Genomic DNA, 16,285 nt, shown 5'->3' with positions numbered 1-16,285 from the left:
TCATGGAACAATTTAGACTCCCGAAAATCCCGATGCCGAAGCTGGAGCTGCCGCAGGCCGTTCAGGATGTGCTGGCCGAAGCCGAGGTGAAGCTCGCGTTTCGTCCGAAGCTTTTGCAGCTGTTCAAAAACTGCTTCCCGAACACCCTGGAAACGACGACCAAGCTGATGGACGACGGCACGACCTTTGTCATCACCGGGGACATTCCGGCCTCCTGGCTGCGCGATTCGGTGGAACAGGTCATCCACTACGTGCCGCTGGCCAAAAACGATCCCGAGTTGCAGCGCATCATCGGCGGATTGATCAAGCGCCATATCCAATACGTCCATATCGACCCGTATGCCAACGCTTTTAATGAAACGGCGAACGATTGGCACTGGAACACGACGGACGAAACGGAGATGTCGCCTTGGGTGTGGGAGCGGAAATTCGAAATCGACTCCCTCTGCTTCGTCGTCCGGCTCGCTTATGCGTACTGGAAAGAGACCGAGCTGACCGATATTTTCGACGCCGGCTTCAAAGCGGCGATGCGGAAAATTTACGAGCTGTTCAAAACCGAGCAGCGCCATTTTGAGCAGTCGCCGTACCGGTTCACCCGCAACAACGGCATTCCGGCCGATTCCTTGCGGAACGGCGGTCTCGGCATGCCGGTCAATTACACCGGGATGATCTGGTCGGGCTTCCGCTCCAGCGACGATGCCTGCGATTTCCATTACAACATCCCGGGCAACATGTTCGCCGTCGTCGCGCTGCGCCAGATGCAGGAATTCGCCGAATGGGTGTTCCGTGACTTGGATTTCCTGGCTGAGCTCAAGGAGCTGGAATTCGAAGTCGATCACGGGATTAAGTTGTACGGCATCTACCGCCACCCGGAATTCGGCCCGATTTACGCTTATGAAACCGACGGCTTCGGCAATTACTGCCTGATGGACGACGCCGGCACGCCGGGCCTGATGTCCATTCCGTATCTCGGTTATGTCGGCGCGGACGATCCGGTTTATCAAAATACGCGGCGTTTTGCCCTGAGCAAGGAAAATCCGTTCTACTTCGAAGGCAAAGCGGCAAAAGGCATCGGCAGCCCGCATACGCCGAAGGATTACATTTGGCATATGGCTTTGTCGATGCAGGGCCTGACGGCGCGGACGAAGGAAGAAAAGCTGGAGATGATCGCGATGCTGGAAGCGACGGACGCCGGCACAGGCTACATGCACGAAGGCTTCCACGCCGACGATCCGAACACGTTCACGCGCAAATGGTTCGCCTGGTCGAACAGCCTGTTCTCGCAGCTCGTGTACCGGGCCATGCAGGAAGGCATTTTGTAGGGGGTTGTCCGATGGGCATGTCAGTAGGGCATGGTCAGTAGGGCGTGTCGGTAGGACATATTTGTAGGGCGATCTGACAAGATACATTTTCTAGCCACACCAATGTTCTAACGGTTGCCACAAGCGCTATTTGTTCCAATAACGTTGATTTCAAATTGTAACGGTTGCCATGGCGCTTATTTCACTTAAATCGGGCTATTTTTGCTTAGATTCAGGCAAATAACGGCACTCACAACCGTTAGAATTTAGAAAAGGTTTTTTTTGGAAAATAGCCGCTGCTACAACCGTTAGATTTCCGGCGGGCGACAGTATCGATTCGAAAGCCTAAGCTTTTAAGGAAATCTGAGCAAAAATTAATGCAACGCTAGTGCCGAAAACCCGGCGCTGGGGCCCGTTAGGATGAGACGCAAGCCGGCGGACCGGACTCGATCGGACTCGATCAGACCGGAACTGGCATCATATCTGATAAATAACCTTTTATACAAGAAGGAGACATGACGACGATGAGCAAAATTATTGGCGAAGCGCTGAAAAACATCCCTTGGCAAGACAAACCGGCCGGCCTGAACGCCCCGGTTTGGCGTTACTCGCAGAACCCGATTATCGAACGCCACGCGATCCCGAGTTCCAACAGCGTGTTCAACTCGGCCGTTGTGCCTTTTGAAGGCGGATTTGCCGGCGTGTTCCGCTGCGATTCCCGTTCGGTGAGCATGGACATTTTTGCCGGATTCAGCGACGACGGGATCAACTGGAAAATCAACCACGATCCGATTCAGTTCGAAGGGGACGAGGAAGTGACCAAGCGGGAATACCGCTACGATCCGCGCGTCTGCAAAATCGGCGACCGCTATTACATCACCTGGTGCAACGGCTACCACGGCCCGACAATCGGCATCGCGTATACGACCGATTTCAAAACGTTCCACCAGCTGGAAAACGCCTTTTTGCCGTATAACCGCAACGGCGTGCTGTTCCCGCGCAAGATCGGCGAACGTTACGCCATGCTCAGCCGCCCGAGCGATACCGGGCACACGCCGTTCGGCGATATTTTTTACAGCGAAAGCCCGGACCTCACGTTCTGGGGCAAACACCGCTATGTGATGGGGACGATTAACGGCGACGCGTCCGCATGGCAGTCCAAAAAAATCGGCCCGGGGCCGGTTCCGATCGAAACCGACGAAGGCTGGCTGCTCATTTATCACGGCGTTATCAATACGTGCAACGGATTCGTTTACCGCATGGGCTGCGCCCTGCTGGACATCGACAAGCCCTGGATCGTTAAAGCGCGCTCGCGCAACTACATCCTCGGCCCGGAAACGCTGTACGAATGCGTGGGCGACGTGCCGAACGTCACTTTCCCGTGCGCGGCTTTGACCGACGCCGAAACCGGCCGGATCGCCATTTACTACGGCTGCGCCGACACAGTGACCGGCCTGGCGTTCACAACCGTGGACGAACTGCTGAGTTACATGGAAGAATATCCTTTAGAAACGGAAGCTTGAACGTACCGAACCGCCGAATAACTGCAAATGTTAGTCTGTTAAACAAATAAAGGGAAAAAATGTCGCTAATATGGAAACATCACCCACTAGAGTGCAATAGAGGAATTTTAGGTCGCTATTTTTTCGAATCGCAGGGCTATGGCCGCATTTTGAGCCGTTCGTTGGAAAATAAGAACAAAAAATTCCGCTAATGGTGATAAATCAAGCTCAAATTCGAAAATAAGACCATAATTTTCCGCTATTTTAATGAGGGGGTAACGGAATGAAGAAGAAAAGAACGGCGCATATCATTTCCCATACGCACTGGGACCGGGAATGGTATCTGCCTTACGAGAAGCACCATGTCCGGCTCGTTCAGCTGGTGGACGCGCTGCTCGACAAGCTGGACGGCGATACGGCGTTTAAAAGCTTTTACCTCGACGGGCAAACGATTATTTTGGAGGATTACCTGCAGGTACGCCCCGAAAACAAGGAGCGGCTGGAGAAGTATATCCGCAAAGGGCGCATTTTGATCGGGCCGTGGTACATTTTGCAGGACGCTTTTTTGACGAGCGGGGAAGCGAATATCCGCAACATGCAGATCGGCCATCAGGACGCGAAAAAATACGGCGCACCGGCGAAAATCGGCTATTTCCCCGACACGTTCGGGCTCGTCGGCCAAACGCCGCAGCTGATGCGGCAATCCGGCATCGACAACGCCTTTTTCGGCCGCGGCGTGAAGCCGACCGGCTTCAACAACACCGTTTCCGACGGCGGGTATGAGTCCTCCTTCTCCGAGCTGATTTGGGAAGGGCCGGACGGCTCGAAAGTGCTGGGCATTTTGTTCGCCAACTGGTACTCCAACGGCAACGAGGTGCCGGTGGACGAAGCGGAAGCGAAGGCGTTCTGGGACCGCAAGCTGGCGGACGCGGAAAAATACGCGGCGACGGATGAACTGCTGTTCATGAACGGCTGCGACCACCAGCCGCTGCAGCTTGATTTGCCGGAGGCGATCCGCACGGCCGAGAAGCTGTACCCGGACACGAAGTTCGTGCATTCGACCCTGCCGGACTACCTGCAGGCGCTGGAGGGGGCGCTGGGCGGCCGCGAGCTGTCCACCGTCAAAGGCGAGCTGCGCAGTCAGCGCACCGATGGCTGGGGTACGCTGGTTAACACCGCTTCTTCGCGCGTGTATTTGAAGCAGATGAACCAGGAAGGCCAGACCTTGCTGGAAAAAGTCGCCGAGCCGCTCGCTGCGGTGGCGAAGATGCTGGGCAAAAACTACCCGCATCATCTGTTCACCTATGCTTGGAAAACGCTGATGCAAAACCATCCGCATGACAGCATCTGCGGCTGCAGCGTGGACGAGGTGCACCGCGAGATGGTCACCCGCTTCGCCAAAAGCCGCCACGTTGCCGAGGCGATCATCGACGACAGCAAGCGGGCCGTCGCCGAGGCGGTGAACACGTCGATCTTCGCCGGGTACGGCAAGGATCCGCTGCCGCTGGTCGTCATGAACACGACCGGTTGGAACCGCACCGGCACGGTGACCGTGGAGCTGGACGCCGCCCGCCTGTATCTGCGCGAGGAGCTCGGCCTTGAGGAAACCGCCCGCCGCATGAAGGCGGTCGACTTGTCCGGCCGCGAGCTGGTGGACGAGGCGGGGAACGCCGTGCCTTGCACGGTGGAAGACCTCGGCTTGCTGTTCGGCTACGACCTGCCGGACGACAAGTTCCGGCAGCCGTACATGTGCCGCCGGGTGAAGCTGACGTTCCAGGCGGAGCAGGTACCGGCGCTGGGGCACCGCGCGTACGCCTGGGTGCGCCCCCAAACGGCCGCCGCGGCAGCACCGGCCTCGCTGTTTACCGGCGGCCTGGTCATGGAAAACGCCGGGCTGAAAGTGGAGATCGCCGGCGACGGTTCGTTTGCGCTGACCGATAAAGCGACCGGCCAAATCTACCGCGACCTCGGCATCTATGAGGATACCGGCGATATCGGCAACGAATACATGTACAAGCAGCCGGAAGGCGAACAGCCGCTGACCACCAAAGGTCTGCCGGCGCAGATCCGCGTGCTGGAGGATACGCCGTACCGGGCCGCGGTGGAAGTGTGCCGCGCATGGGAGATCCCGGCCTCCGCCGACGACAAGCTGGACGAGGAGATGCGCGAGCTGGTGTATTATCCGCAGCGCAAGGCGCAGCGCAGCGGCAAGCTGACGAAGCTGAAGCTGCGCACGGTCATTTCGCTTGAAGCCGGCAGCAGAGGTGTAGAGATCGAAACGACGATCGACAACACGGCGAAAGACCACCGCATTCGGGTGCTGTTCCCTACGGACCTGGAAGCTTCCGTGCATCGCGCCGATTCGATGTTTGAAATCGCGGAGCGCGGCAACGTTCCGGCGCCGGAGTGGGAAAATCCGAGCAATACCCAGCATCAGCAAGCTTTTGTGGACGTAAGCGGGGAGAAGGCCGGTTTAACGGTCGCCAATCTCGGACTGAACGAATACGAAGTGCTGCTTGATGGCCGGAACACAATCGCGGTCACGCTGCTGCGCTGCGTAGGCGAGCTTGGCGACTGGGGCTTGTTTCCGACGCCGGAAGCCCAGTGTCTCGGTACCCATACGATGCGTATGGAGCTGATCCCGCATACAGGCGACGGCATCGTTTCCGGAGCATTTGCGGAGGCGTACCAGTTCCAGGTGCCTTGGACCGTGTGCCAAACCGGCATACATGAAGGAACGCTCGCTCCAAGCTCAGCGCCGTTCCGCTGGGAAAGCAAAGAGCTGGCCTTTTCTTCGCTGAAAATAAACGAAGAAACCGGCGACCTGATGTTCCGCTGGTACAATATGAGCCGGCAGCCGGGAGAGCTGACATTTTGCGCGGATTTCGAACATGAGCATTTTTACAAAACGACGATTCTGGAAGAGGAGGGAACTCCGCTGAGCAAAGACGCCGTCGGTTGTCTGTCCCTGATGACCGGACCCTGCGAAATCGTCACGATCGGGATTCGGTGCTGACGCTGCCGGACGAAGGTTTTTAGCGGACAAACAATACGGGCTACGGTCCCATCGGTCAGGCGCCGAATTGGGACGTAGCCTCTTTTTTCTCCAAGCTATACCCTTACCGAAATCGCCGGCGATACATTTATGTCTGCGGATACTGTGAAGGCCGTACCGTCGGATGTGTATATTTTGGGCTCAACTGCGGGTTGGCTCTTGATCTCAACAGCATCCGGATTTTGTTGCGCGCCGGCCGGATCGTTGCCATTGAGTGCTAACTGCCCTTCTTTGCTGATCTCTACCGTATCGGCAGGTTGGTTTGCATACTCTTGCTGCGCCTTTATTTTCGCTTCCATATCCTTTTGCAGTTTTGCTTCCTGCTCGGCCTTTTCTTGCTTTTTTGCTTGTTCCTGTGCCTTTTCCAATTCCTCCGCCGCAGTATCGCTTTCGCTTCTGGCCGAGTTGAGAGCGTTGCCGGCAACGCCTAAAGCCCTTCCCATTTTTTCCGTATCGGGATTAATTTTCGCCGCTTCCTTATTGTAAACCGCCATAGGCGCATTGGACGCATGCATATAGTTGGAAGCTCCTATCAATCCGCTGATCACTCCCGGCGTAAGTATATTCATCGATTTCACCCCCTTTCTGCCTAATGATTGTGGTGCTGCCATCATATTTATCGCCTATGAGAGGTGAACAATTAATACAATTGTATTAAAAACATTGACTATTTTATTAACATTTCTGCGCTTAAGAGATAGCCGCGTTCATAACTGCCGCGCTTATTATCATACGATCCGGCCCGCTTCATATTGCCCGCTTTGGATATGGGCGTTAGTCAGATCATGCCGGGAGGCAATTTGCATTTTTACATGAATATGGGAATAAATTTACGTTATTCTAATATACGTCCTCTATACTGAAAAATGTAAAATATACGAATTTCATGGGATGGAGGATGGTTCATGCTTGGACAAGGTTTGAAAAGGGTGGCAAGTTTGTTAATCGCCTCGGCGCTCGTTTTGACGGTTTCGACGGGTGGAAGCGGTACCGCCGCAGCGCAGGAGACGGGGGCGGCTATCAAACATGTCATTATTCTTATTCCGGACGGGATGGCGAATGACGCTACGGCGTTGTCCAGATGGTATAAAGGCAGCAGTCTGACGCTGGATCAAATGGCAAGCGGTCTCGTACGTACCCATTCGGCCGACGCGGCGATTGCGGATTCGGCTCCGGCGGGAACCGCTTTTGCGACCGGGCATAAATCGCATACAGGTTATGTTGGCGTGCTGCCGGACAAAGCGACGATGCCGGGACAAGCCAAAATCCAACCGGGGGACGAGAAAAAACCGGTGGCTTCGGTGCTCGAGGCGGCGAAGCTGTCCGGCAAAGCCACGGGGATTATCGCAACGTCTGAAATTATGCACGCCACTCCGGCGGACTTTTCCGCCCATTATCCGGACCGTAAAAATTATGACGCGCTAAGCATGCAGCAGGTATATAACGGAATGGACGTTGTGCTGGGCGGGGGCGCCGAATATCTGAGCCCCCAAGGCCGCAAAGACGGGGCCGACCTGATTGCATCCATCAAAGCTCTCGGTTACGATTATGTAACGACTCCGGCCGCGCTGAAGGCTTCCAAATCAAACAAGATATGGGGAGCTTTTGCGCCTGCCGGGTTGGCCTACGACATGGACCGCGATCCTTCCACGGAGCCGAGTCTGGCCGAGATGACCGCCAAAGCGATTGAAGTTCTGTCCAAAGACGAGGACGGTTTCTTCCTCATGGTGGAAGGCAGCAAAGTCGACTGGGCCGCCCACGCCAACGATCCGATCGGAGTCATTAGCGATGTACTGGCTTTTGACGAGGCGGTCAAAGTTGCGCTCGATTTCGCCAAAGACGACGGGCAGACCGCGATTGTGGCCGTAACCGACCATGGCAACGGCGGATTGACGATCGGCAACGCGTCGACAACCGGAAGCTATGACAAGGAACCGCTGTCCACGTTCATCGGCCCGCTCCAAAAAGCGAAGCTGACCGGCGAAGGACTGGAAGCCAAGCTGAACGCGAAGCGGACCAACATCAAAGAAGTGATGGCCCGATATTTCGGCATTGCCGACCTGACGGCGGAAGAAATTAAAGCCATAAAAGAGGCCGAAGCCGGCAGCCTGAATTATACGGTAGGTCCGATGATCAGCAAGCGGTCGGGGATCGGCTGGACGACGGGCGGACATACGGGCGGCGATGTGGTTCTGTACACCTACGCGCCGAACGGCGACCGTCCGACGGGCGTGATCGACAACACCGGCGTGGCCAAATACATGGCGCGCGTGATGGGGCTTGATTTGGACGCAGCGACGGACAGATTGTTTGTTAAAGCCAAGCCGGCCTTCACGGCCAAGGGCGCAACTTACACACTGGATGACAAAAACGGCAAGATCATCGTTACTAAAGGCGGCGACAAGCTGGAACTGCCGCTGCACCAAAGTATCGCTGTCCTGAACGGCAAGAAAACGCAACTGGAAGGTGTGGTCGTGTACAACGGGGTTGAAGCTTTTGTGCCGCAGCAGGCGCTGGACCTGATTCCGTAATCGCCCCGGCGTTAACCGTTTCACAGCTTTGGACAGGCTCAACCGCCCCAAGCCGGACTTAGTCGTCACGGACATCACGGTTGACAGTAATTTTATATTCGTTTAATATCTAATCTGTTGCGAAAAAAATCATACTTTCTCGTATAACCCCGTAATCGGCCAATGCCGACAGGGCGGGGGTTTCTACAGGGAGCCTTTACTTCCTAACTACGATGACAAGGAATTCAGAACTTCTTCCTTATCGCGTGGTTAGGATTTTTTGCGTTGTTCATAAATCGATACAATTTGGTGCAGGAGGATCGGGTTTTTATGAAGTATTGGATTTCCGTTTTAGCAGGAGCCATGAGTTACGGTGTGTTATCGACCATTGTCGTGTTGGCTTACGGCGAAGGTTTTAAACTAGGGGAAGTGGTAGGAGCGCAGCTATTGATCGGTTTAATTTTATCCTGGTTGATGGCCTTGTACACGAAACGCAAGGCGTTGCGTAAAAAGCGGAGGCAACCGGAGACTTTTTCCGCCGTCATTGCGGATAAAGGGTTAACGTGGAAGCAAAGATTGCTGCTTATGTTGGCGGGGGCCCCAACAGTTGTTACGGGATTGCTTTACTATCATTCCCTTCAGTATATCCCCGCTTCGCTGGCGATTATTTTATTGTTTCAATTCACGTGGATCAGCGCACTGATCCAAGCGGTAAGCAAGCGGCGGCGTCCCGGAAAGATGATGGTGGCGACCCTGTTCGTGTTGTTTGTGGGTACTTTGCTGGCGGCCGGCCTAAACGCGCAAGGTTCGGCAAACATCGAGCGAACCGGCATTATTTTCGGTTTATTTTCGGCAGTGAGCTATTCCATGTTTCTTCTGTTCAGCGGAAAAGCGGTTCCTTCCGTTCATCCGGCATACCGGAGCGCTTGGATGGTTACCGGCGGATTTATTTTACTTATCGTGTTATTCCCGCCTTATTTCTTGTTTAACGGGTTGCTGTTCGGACCGCTGCTAATGTACGGATTTCTGTTAGGCTTATTTGGAGCGTTTATTCCGCCGCTGCTCTTCGCCATCGGAATACCTCATATCGGAGAGGCGATGGGAGGGATTTTGGGCGCTGCCGAATTGCCGGTTGCCGTAATGCTTTCTTCGATAGTGCTTCATGAAAACGTCAGCCCGGTACAATGGTGCGGTGTTATACTGATTCTAATTGGAGTGGTTCTTCCCGAAATGCACAAGATAGGAAAAAGGACAAACGCTCTTATGACCAGGTGATGTGGCGGCTGTGGGCCGAATTTCTGAAGTCCGGAGCCGCCATCCCGGCGGCCATGTACCGCCCAAAAAACGAGGTATACTAAAGTATACCTCGTCCGTATAAACGCAAGTTCCAATGAAGTTTGCGCTTTAATCCGCCGAACACGGACCAAGCGGGCGGCTACACTTCCTCCCAAATTCGCCGCACATTCTCGAAGGCGATTTTGGTTCCTTTGCGGCACTCCTCCATGCCTTCGTATTCGATGGACAGGAAGCCGTCATAGCCGGAGCGCTTGACGATGCGGAGAATCTCCCGCAGATCGAGGTCGCCCTGGCCGGCGATCGCGCCGCGCAAATACCCGCCGCCCGCGCTGCGGAACCAGCCTTCTCCAGGGTTGCGGTCCGCCGGACGGATGTAGAAGTCTTTGACGTGAACCATCGACGCGTAGGCGATGTTTTTCTTCACCGCGATCACGGGCTGTTCGTCCACGCACACAAAGTTGCCGACGTCCAGCGTCGTCTTGTAATTCGGCCGGCCGACCGCGTGGAGCACCGCCTGTACCCGGTCGCTGGCCTGAACGTAATAGCCGTGGTTCTCCAGGCTGGTCGTAATGCCGTACTGCGCAGCGTAATCGGCGATCCGCCGGCAGGCTTCGGCGATGCGCGGAAGATCCTCCTGAAAGCGTATGATCGAGGTGTCCTGCCGGGAAGCGACGTCATGGCGCATCAGCTTGACGCCGAGGGCATGGGCAATGTCGACTTCCCGCATGACCCGGCGGATTTCCGACTCGTAAGCTTCTTCCGTGTCCGTAATGAAGTTGGCGCCGATGGCATAGTTGGAAACGGCGATTCCCGCTTTGGCGGCCCGCTCGCGGATTTGCCCGATGAGTTCGGGGGTTTGCTTCAAATCGAAACCCAGCGGCACGATTTCGACATGCTCCCCGCCGATGCCGGCGATCCAGTCGATCGCCTCCAGAATAGTCATGCCGTCCATCTGCATGGCCTGATAAAGACTATAAGAGCTTATTCCGAGTTTCATGTTTTACAGCGCGTCTCCTTCCATCCTAAGATCGTTCCGGCTTAAGGCCGCTGTGCGCGGCTCGGCTCTTGCGGCTCACGGCTCTTGCTGCTCTTGCGAATCACATCCGCTTTGCCCTCGGGTCATCCCCGGAAAGACCGGATGAACTCGACCGCTTTTCTGATGTCTTCCTCCGGCTTGTCGCCGACTTCCCGCTCGATCGTCAGATAGCCGGTGTAGCCGATCTCCTGCAGGGCGGCAAAATAAGCCGGGAAATCCACCCGGCCTTCGCCCAGCGGAACCTCCGCAAACCCGGCGCCGCCGGAGGAAGCCATGTCGGCGATCTTTTCGTGATCCATCGCCTCGTAGCCGAGGAAGCCGTATACGTCCCGGGGATCGACCGGGCGCAGGCGCACCCCGTCCTTTACGTGCGTATGCACGATATAGTCCCGCAGCGTCTTGACGCCCTGCACCGGATCGTCGCCCGTCACCATGACCATATTGGCCGGGTCGAAATTGACGGAAACGCCGTTTGTGCTCAGCGTGTCCAGGAAGCTTTTCAAATGAGCGGCCGGTTCCGGCCCCGTTTCGATGGCAAAATAGGCGTTCAAGCTTTTGGCGTAGACGCCTAGCTCCTCGCAGGCCTGCTGCATAGCAGCGTAGATCGGGCTGCTTAGGTCCTCCGGCACGATGCCGATATGGGTCGTCACGATGTTCGTGCCGAGCTCAACGGCCAAATCGAGTATGCGCTTCGACTTTTCGATTTTGGCCGGATTGGCGGCGGCGTCCTGAAATCCGTGGCCGCCCAGATCGCCGCAGAGGGCGGATATTTCCAGGCCCAGCCCTTCGATATAGCTTCGCAGCTCTTTGCGTTTGGCCGCGGTCAGCGCGGCCGGGTCCATTTCGCCGGACACGGCGTAGATTTGCACGCCTTCGGCGCCCAGTTCCTTCGCTTTTTTCAGGCCTTCCGTGACGCCCAGGCCCAAACTGTCGACGATGATACCGATCTTATTGTTCAGCTTCATATGCCAGCGCCCTCCTAAAACCGGATTTCTCGGCCTTCCTCGGCCGATTGGTAAATCGCGTTTAATATTTTGATGATCTCCACACCGTCCTCCACCGGGCTGATCGGCGGCACGCCGTCCAGACAGCTGTCCACAAAATGGTTGATTTCGTTCTGGAAGCTGCCTTGGAAATCGAATGCGGGCGTGCTGATTTGCGGATCGATATTGATGATCGTATTATGGCGTTCCGTAACGATCGACAGCTCCGGTTCAATCTCGGCGCCGCCTTTTTCTCCGTAAATGTTGACCAGGGCGGAATTCTGCTTGGCATGCAGCGAAAAGCTGACGTCCACCAGCAGGGAGGCCCCGTTTTCGAAGCGGATCAGCGCATTGGCCATATCCTCCACCGTGTTGAGGGATGCGTCGTAGTCCGCTGCTTGGTAAAACGCGTAATTCTCGATGTTGGAGCGGTTGCCGAGCTTGTAATAGGTGTTGCCGCTAACCGACTTCACTTTGGGCCGGCCCATCAGATACCAGCACAGGTCGATCACGTGCACGCCGATATCGATCAGCGGGCCGCCGCCGGAGCGGGCTTTGTCGGCAAACCAGCCGCCGGGATTGCCGAGGCGCCGGACCAGGCTCGCTTTGGCAAAATAGATCTCCCCGATGTCCCCGGCAGCGATGAATTTTTTGAGCACGGCGATGTTCGAGGCATAACGCCGCACGTAGCCGACCTGCAGCAGCCTGCCGGTCCGCTCCACCGCTGCCTGTACCTGGAGCGCTTCGTCTACGGTAATGCAGAGCGGCTTCTCGCAAAGGACGTTTTTGCCCGCTTCGAGGGCGGCGATGCTGATTTCGGCGTGGCTGTTGTTCCAGGTGCAGATGCTGACCGCCTGTACATCGGGGTTCGCGAGCAGGTCGCGATAGTCAGTGTACACATGAGGAATGTTGTACTTCCGCGCCATGGCCCGGGCTCTGCTTTCATTGAGGTCGCAGATGGCCCACAGCGCGGCTTTCGGGTTGGCCTGATAGGCCAGCAGGTGGGATTCCGAGATCGATCCGGCGCCGATCAGTCCGATTTTGAGTTCGCTCATATTCCGCACTTCGCTCCCTTTCGTCAGCGGCGCGAATTTGCTACAATGAAGCAAAATTCGCCGCGAGTTTGTTTTATTTGTTCAGGCACCCTTAATTTAGCACAGGAATTCCAAAGGGAGAATGTGCAGGATGACAAAATATCTGGATTATATGATCAGTCCGCATCCGATCCGCGTGTTCAACCCGGTCGTCGACGCCAGCAAGCGGAAAATCCGCTCGCTGACGGTGGTCAACGCCGGCCATTTACCCGGCAGAACGATGCGGCGCGTTCAGGCGAAGTTCAGCTATTGGGCTTTTGTGGTGATTACCGGCGGGGGCGGGTATTACCAGGTTGACGGCGGGGAGAAGCAGAAGGTTCCCGCGGGCTCCTGGTTTTGCCTGTTCCCCGGTGCCGAGTTCAACTATGGCCCTCATGCGGACGGGTATTGGGACGAGTATTATTTTACCGTCGAGGGGGAGCGGGTTGGAGAATGGCTGGGCAGCTGGCTGCAGCATCCGGCGCAGGTCCAAAAGGCGGCGATCGACGATTCGGCGGTAAACCGGATGGAAATGATGTTCATGCTTCTGGAGAGCGGCGTACCGAGCAATCTGGACCGCGCCTCGCTGCTGCTCGAAGCGTTCCTGTACGAGCTGGTCGCCCAGGCCGACCAGGCCGAAACGGGCAACCGGGGGCGGTTCGTGCTCAAGGTGATCGAGGACATCTCCGGGTCGCTGTACGCCCGCCGGGAGCCGGAGGAACTGGCGGCCAGACATCATATTTCCGTGTCGACGCTGCGCAGGATCGTCCACGAATACACGGGGTATCCGTTAAATGAATTCATACACCGGCTGAAGGTGGCCGAAGCGAAAAACATTTTGCTCAATACGGAAATGAGCATCAAGGAAATCGGGGAAGCGCTCGGCTATCACGATATGTTTTATTTTTCCCGGGTGTTCAAAAGAATTACCGGCCATTCCCCCAGCGGCTACCGGAACCGGGGCGGGCAGTGAAACCGCGGCTCCGCATGATCATCGTGTGCGATCAGGCCGCCTGAGGAGCACCATATCACAAGAATAGCGGCACTTTATGTACTTATTATTCGGATACGGGCCTGCTTGTCCCCATTAGCGGCATTTTTTGTGCTTATTTTCCTATGAATCGTACAAAAGGCGGCCTTCACTCTGCGGTTCGAGAAAATAGCGGCATAAATTGCCTTTATTTTAATTAAAGTGGGTAATCTCGCCGGGATAACGCCATTTTTTGTCCTTATGTTCTTGCTTGAGCTCTGAAAGTTCAGCATGGTCCAGTATGGTCCAGCGTGCACCAGTATGGTCCAGCGTCACCAGTATGGCCCAGCGTGATCCAGTATGATTCAGCGTGATCCAGTATGGTCCAGCATGATCCAGCATGGCCCAGCACGCTCCAGCGTGCTGGTTCAGCGGCTCACCCGGGTTTTGCGCTCAGCTGTATTGATCCAGCAGTTCGGTCAATTTGCGCTTGATCGCCGCGATAAGCTCCGGCGGCCGGATGACGGTCGCTTCCCGCCCCAAGCCGATGAAAAAGGCGGCCATAAAAGGAATTTCCCCCGGCGGAATTTGCCCCCGCAGCAGGCCCGTGCCATCCTCGCGAAGTTCAAGCCGGAAGTGGCGCAGCATCTCGCCCTCGCAGGCCTCGATCCCCAGCGGAGTCAGCTCGATGGTGCAATCCGCGTACATCGGCTTTCTCCCGATGAACGATTCCCAATTGCCGAGATGGACCTGCCGCAGATCAAGCGGCTTCAGCGCGGCGTCCGCTTCCTCGATGACGGCCGAGCCGATGCGGTCGCAGCGGAACAAGCGGAAATCTTTGCGCTCGAAGCAATACGCCGGGCAATACCATAAACCGCGGCTGGCGTAGATCCCGATCGGCTGAATGTGCCGGGTGCTCGTTGCGCCGGAACGCGAGGCGTAGCCGATGCGGAGCACTTTTTGGCGGACGGCGCCGTCCAGCAGAACCGCCAAATAAGGAAAAGCCGACTGCCTTTCCGGCGTCACGAAGTCGACCCGGTTTTTCATCTGATCGATGCGGTCCCGGACGTCTCCGGGCATATAATGATAAAACTTGCTGAGCGCGGAGGATGCTTCCGTTTCAAACGGGAGAAAGCGGTAATGGCGCAAGGCATGGCTGGCGAAAAAGATGGACACCGCCTCCTCTTCGGTAAAAGCGATGGGGGGCAGCACTCTTTCGTTCAGCACCTGGTAGCCGCCATGCGGTCCGACCTCGGAGTACAGCGGTACGCCCAGTTCGCTCAGCTCCTGCAGGTCCCTGAGGATCGTGCGCGGAGAAACGCCGAATTCCCGGGCCAATTCCTTCACGGTGAATTTTCGCTTGCGGTTGACGGTCATCATCAATTCCATCAGACGTTTCGATTTGGACATGGGGGAGCGCTCCGTTTCTTTTATTGGGCATAAAAAATCAAAAAAACGCCGGTATGCGTTTCTTATTTATGACAATACTTGTCACTATTATCGGCTACAATAAGAATCGAATCAAGCGGAAACGGAGATCGCCTCTTTCGCTTTTCGGGTTCCGCCAATTTGATCCTTAAGGAGTGTGTTTACATGATTCTGTTGACAACCCCCCTGATTGCCCTGAATGGACAAGCCGAAGAAGCGATTGCTTTTTATGAGCAGGCGCTGCAGGCCAAGGTGGCGTTTAAGCAAACCTTCGGCGAAATGCCCGAACCCCAGCAGCCGATGACTGACGAAGTGAAGAAGCGCATCGCGCATTCCATATTAAAGCTGGGGGAAACGGAGCTTTATGTGTGCGATATTTTTCCGGGCGAGCCGCATCAACCGGGCAGCCAGGTTACGGTGTGCCTCACGTCGAGTACGGCGGATTATACGCAGCAGCTTTACGAGGCCCTAAAAGAGGGCGGACGCGTCGATTTGCCGCTGCAGTCCATTTATTTCAGCCCGGCTTACGCTGTAGTTACCGACAAGTTCGGAGTAACTTTCCACCTGTTCACCAATCGCCCGGCTTAAAGGACGGGTTATCCCCGCTGCCGGATTGCCGAAAGGAGCGGCCCGTTCGCATGCAGATGCGAGCAGGGCCGCTTTTTGTGGTAAGATACGTCTATCGACGGTGTTTTCTCGAAAGCTTGGCCGCATTGGCGGCAGTTTTTTCGCGGCAATTCGCGGTATTAGATTGTTGTTTAACCTGCTGAAAATTTAATCCCCTAAAGGAGAGGCGGCTTATGGCGATTCGCGAAATTACGGAACAGGAGTGGCTCGACCGCGCGGAACCAGCCTCCGGCAAGGAGGCGTTGTTTTTCTTCACGGCGCTGTGCGGAACCTGCAAACTGGCGGAAAAAATGCTGGATATCGCTTTGGCGGCCGGTCCGAGCATCCCGGTATCCAAGCTGAATATTAACTATAGTCCGCGGCTTCGCGATCAATGGGAAATTTCCAGCGTTCCCTGCCTGATCGTCCTGCGGGACGGCCAGCCGGTACAAAAGGAGTATGCGATGCGGTCGGTCGTCGATTTGCGGGAGCGGCTGAAGGTTTAGGAAGCCCCCGGACTTCAGC

Annotated in this window: 14 protein-coding genes and 1 riboswitch; of the genes, 8 read left to right on the top strand and 6 right to left on the bottom strand. The window is 55.9% G+C overall.

Annotation, left to right across the window (positions count from 1 at the left end):
• Positions 1-2: 2 nt before the first annotated feature.
• From DYE26_RS20225 to DYE26_RS20215, 3 genes are all read left to right on the top strand, one after another.
• Positions 3-1,322, top strand: coding sequence for a glycoside hydrolase family 125 protein (locus tag DYE26_RS20225; protein ID WP_036626606.1), 1,320 nt, complete (start codon positions 3-5; stop codon positions 1,320-1,322).
• A gap of 503 nt (positions 1,323-1,825) precedes the next feature.
• Positions 1,826-2,824 carry a glycoside hydrolase family 130 protein gene (locus DYE26_RS20220; protein ID WP_036626605.1) on the top strand — a complete coding sequence of 333 codons (999 nt, stop codon included), beginning with the start codon at positions 1,826-1,828 and terminating at the stop codon, positions 2,822-2,824.
• 262 nt (positions 2,825-3,086) lie between these two features.
• The gene (locus DYE26_RS20215; protein WP_036626604.1) at positions 3,087-5,819 is read left to right on the top strand and encodes an alpha-mannosidase; all 2,733 of its coding nucleotides are present in this window, start codon (positions 3,087-3,089) and stop codon (positions 5,817-5,819) included.
• 95 nt (positions 5,820-5,914) lie between these two features.
• Here DYE26_RS20215 and DYE26_RS20210 read toward each other — a convergent pair whose 3' ends face one another.
• Positions 5,915-6,427 (bottom strand): hypothetical protein, encoded by a 513-nt coding sequence (locus DYE26_RS20210; protein WP_036626603.1) that lies wholly within the window; start codon positions 6,425-6,427, stop codon positions 5,915-5,917.
• Between the two features lie 336 nt (positions 6,428-6,763).
• Here DYE26_RS20210 and DYE26_RS20205 point away from each other — a divergent pair, with 336 nt between their 5' ends.
• On the top strand, positions 6,764-8,389 hold the full coding sequence (locus DYE26_RS20205; RefSeq protein ID WP_036626602.1) for an alkaline phosphatase: 1,626 nt from the start codon (positions 6,764-6,766) through the stop codon (positions 8,387-8,389).
• Positions 8,390-8,508: 119 nt separating this feature from the next.
• Positions 8,509-8,619, top strand: a riboswitch (purine riboswitch).
• 79 nt (positions 8,620-8,698) lie between these two features.
• Complete coding sequence (locus tag DYE26_RS20200; RefSeq protein WP_036626601.1) at positions 8,699-9,643, top strand: EamA family transporter; 945 nt, start codon at positions 8,699-8,701, stop codon at positions 9,641-9,643.
• Between the two features lie 160 nt (positions 9,644-9,803).
• Here DYE26_RS20200 and DYE26_RS20195 read toward each other — a convergent pair whose 3' ends face one another.
• The 3 genes from DYE26_RS20195 to DYE26_RS20185 all read right to left on the bottom strand — a co-directional run bounded on the left by DYE26_RS20195 (position 9,804) and on the right by DYE26_RS20185 (position 12,738).
• Positions 9,804-10,661 carry a sugar phosphate isomerase/epimerase family protein gene (locus DYE26_RS20195; RefSeq protein WP_036626600.1) on the bottom strand — a complete coding sequence of 286 codons (858 nt, stop codon included), beginning with the start codon at positions 10,659-10,661 and terminating at the stop codon, positions 9,804-9,806.
• A 122-nt stretch (positions 10,662-10,783) separates the two neighbouring features.
• Positions 10,784-11,665 (bottom strand): sugar phosphate isomerase/epimerase family protein, encoded by an 882-nt coding sequence (locus DYE26_RS20190; RefSeq protein WP_036626599.1) that lies wholly within the window; start codon positions 11,663-11,665, stop codon positions 10,784-10,786.
• A gap of 14 nt (positions 11,666-11,679) precedes the next feature.
• Entirely contained in the window at positions 11,680-12,738 is a 1,059-nt protein-coding gene (locus DYE26_RS20185; protein WP_036626598.1) for a Gfo/Idh/MocA family protein, read from the bottom strand.
• A gap of 130 nt (positions 12,739-12,868) precedes the next feature.
• Between DYE26_RS20185 and DYE26_RS20180 the strand changes: the two genes are divergently transcribed.
• Positions 12,869-13,729: a helix-turn-helix domain-containing protein gene (locus DYE26_RS20180; RefSeq protein ID WP_036626597.1), complete on the top strand. Its 861-nt coding sequence runs from the start codon at positions 12,869-12,871 to the stop codon at positions 13,727-13,729.
• A 210-nt stretch (positions 13,730-13,939) separates the two neighbouring features.
• On the opposite strand, the gene DYE26_RS20175 is transcribed toward DYE26_RS20180, so the two are convergent.
• Positions 13,940-14,128, bottom strand: a complete 189-nt coding sequence (locus DYE26_RS20175) for a hypothetical protein (protein WP_036626596.1) — start codon at positions 14,126-14,128, stop codon at positions 13,940-13,942.
• Positions 14,129-14,179: 51 nt separating this feature from the next.
• Positions 14,180-15,136: a helix-turn-helix transcriptional regulator gene (locus tag DYE26_RS20170; protein WP_036626595.1), complete on the bottom strand. Its 957-nt coding sequence runs from the start codon at positions 15,134-15,136 to the stop codon at positions 14,180-14,182.
• Between the two features lie 183 nt (positions 15,137-15,319).
• Between DYE26_RS20170 and DYE26_RS20165 the strand changes: the two genes are divergently transcribed.
• Positions 15,320-15,742 carry a VOC family protein gene (locus tag DYE26_RS20165; protein WP_036626593.1) on the top strand — a complete coding sequence of 141 codons (423 nt, stop codon included), beginning with the start codon at positions 15,320-15,322 and terminating at the stop codon, positions 15,740-15,742.
• A gap of 212 nt (positions 15,743-15,954) precedes the next feature.
• On the top strand, positions 15,955-16,266 hold the full coding sequence (locus DYE26_RS20160; protein WP_051985754.1) for a thioredoxin family protein: 312 nt from the start codon (positions 15,955-15,957) through the stop codon (positions 16,264-16,266).
• Positions 16,267-16,285: the final 19 nt, after the last annotated feature.

Source organism: Paenibacillus macerans, assembly GCF_900454495.1.
Lineage (GTDB): Bacteria > Bacillota > Bacilli > Paenibacillales > Paenibacillaceae > Fontibacillus > Fontibacillus macerans.
The sequence above is the reverse complement of the archived record's forward strand: the minus strand, read 5'-3'. Positions and strand labels throughout refer to the sequence as shown.

Excerpts from the sequence above, each read along its gene's own strand:
- DYE26_RS20225 (WP_036626606.1), top strand. The coding sequence starts at position 3 with ATGGAACAATTTAGACTCCCGAAAATCCCGATGCCGAAGCTGGAGCTG.
- DYE26_RS20220 (WP_036626605.1), top strand. The coding sequence starts at position 1,826 with ATGAGCAAAATTATTGGCGAAGCGCTGAAAAACATCCCTTGGCAAGAC.
- DYE26_RS20215 (WP_036626604.1), top strand. The coding sequence starts at position 3,087 with ATGAAGAAGAAAAGAACGGCGCATATCATTTCCCATACGCACTGGGAC.
- DYE26_RS20210 (WP_036626603.1), bottom strand. The coding sequence starts at position 6,427 with ATGAATATACTTACGCCGGGAGTGATCAGCGGATTGATAGGAGCTTCC.
- DYE26_RS20205 (WP_036626602.1), top strand. The coding sequence starts at position 6,764 with ATGCTTGGACAAGGTTTGAAAAGGGTGGCAAGTTTGTTAATCGCCTCG.
- DYE26_RS20200 (WP_036626601.1), top strand. The coding sequence starts at position 8,699 with ATGAAGTATTGGATTTCCGTTTTAGCAGGAGCCATGAGTTACGGTGTG.
- DYE26_RS20195 (WP_036626600.1), bottom strand. The coding sequence starts at position 10,661 with ATGAAACTCGGAATAAGCTCTTATAGTCTTTATCAGGCCATGCAGATG.
- DYE26_RS20190 (WP_036626599.1), bottom strand. The coding sequence starts at position 11,665 with ATGAAGCTGAACAATAAGATCGGTATCATCGTCGACAGTTTGGGCCTG.
- DYE26_RS20185 (WP_036626598.1), bottom strand. The coding sequence starts at position 12,738 with ATGAGCGAACTCAAAATCGGACTGATCGGCGCCGGATCGATCTCGGAA.
- DYE26_RS20180 (WP_036626597.1), top strand. The coding sequence starts at position 12,869 with ATGACAAAATATCTGGATTATATGATCAGTCCGCATCCGATCCGCGTG.
- DYE26_RS20175 (WP_036626596.1), bottom strand. The coding sequence starts at position 14,128 with ATGCTGGATCATGCTGGACCATACTGGATCACGCTGAATCATACTGGA.
- DYE26_RS20170 (WP_036626595.1), bottom strand. The coding sequence starts at position 15,136 with ATGTCCAAATCGAAACGTCTGATGGAATTGATGATGACCGTCAACCGC.
- DYE26_RS20165 (WP_036626593.1), top strand. The coding sequence starts at position 15,320 with ATGATTCTGTTGACAACCCCCCTGATTGCCCTGAATGGACAAGCCGAA.
- DYE26_RS20160 (WP_051985754.1), top strand. The coding sequence starts at position 15,955 with ATGGCGATTCGCGAAATTACGGAACAGGAGTGGCTCGACCGCGCGGAA.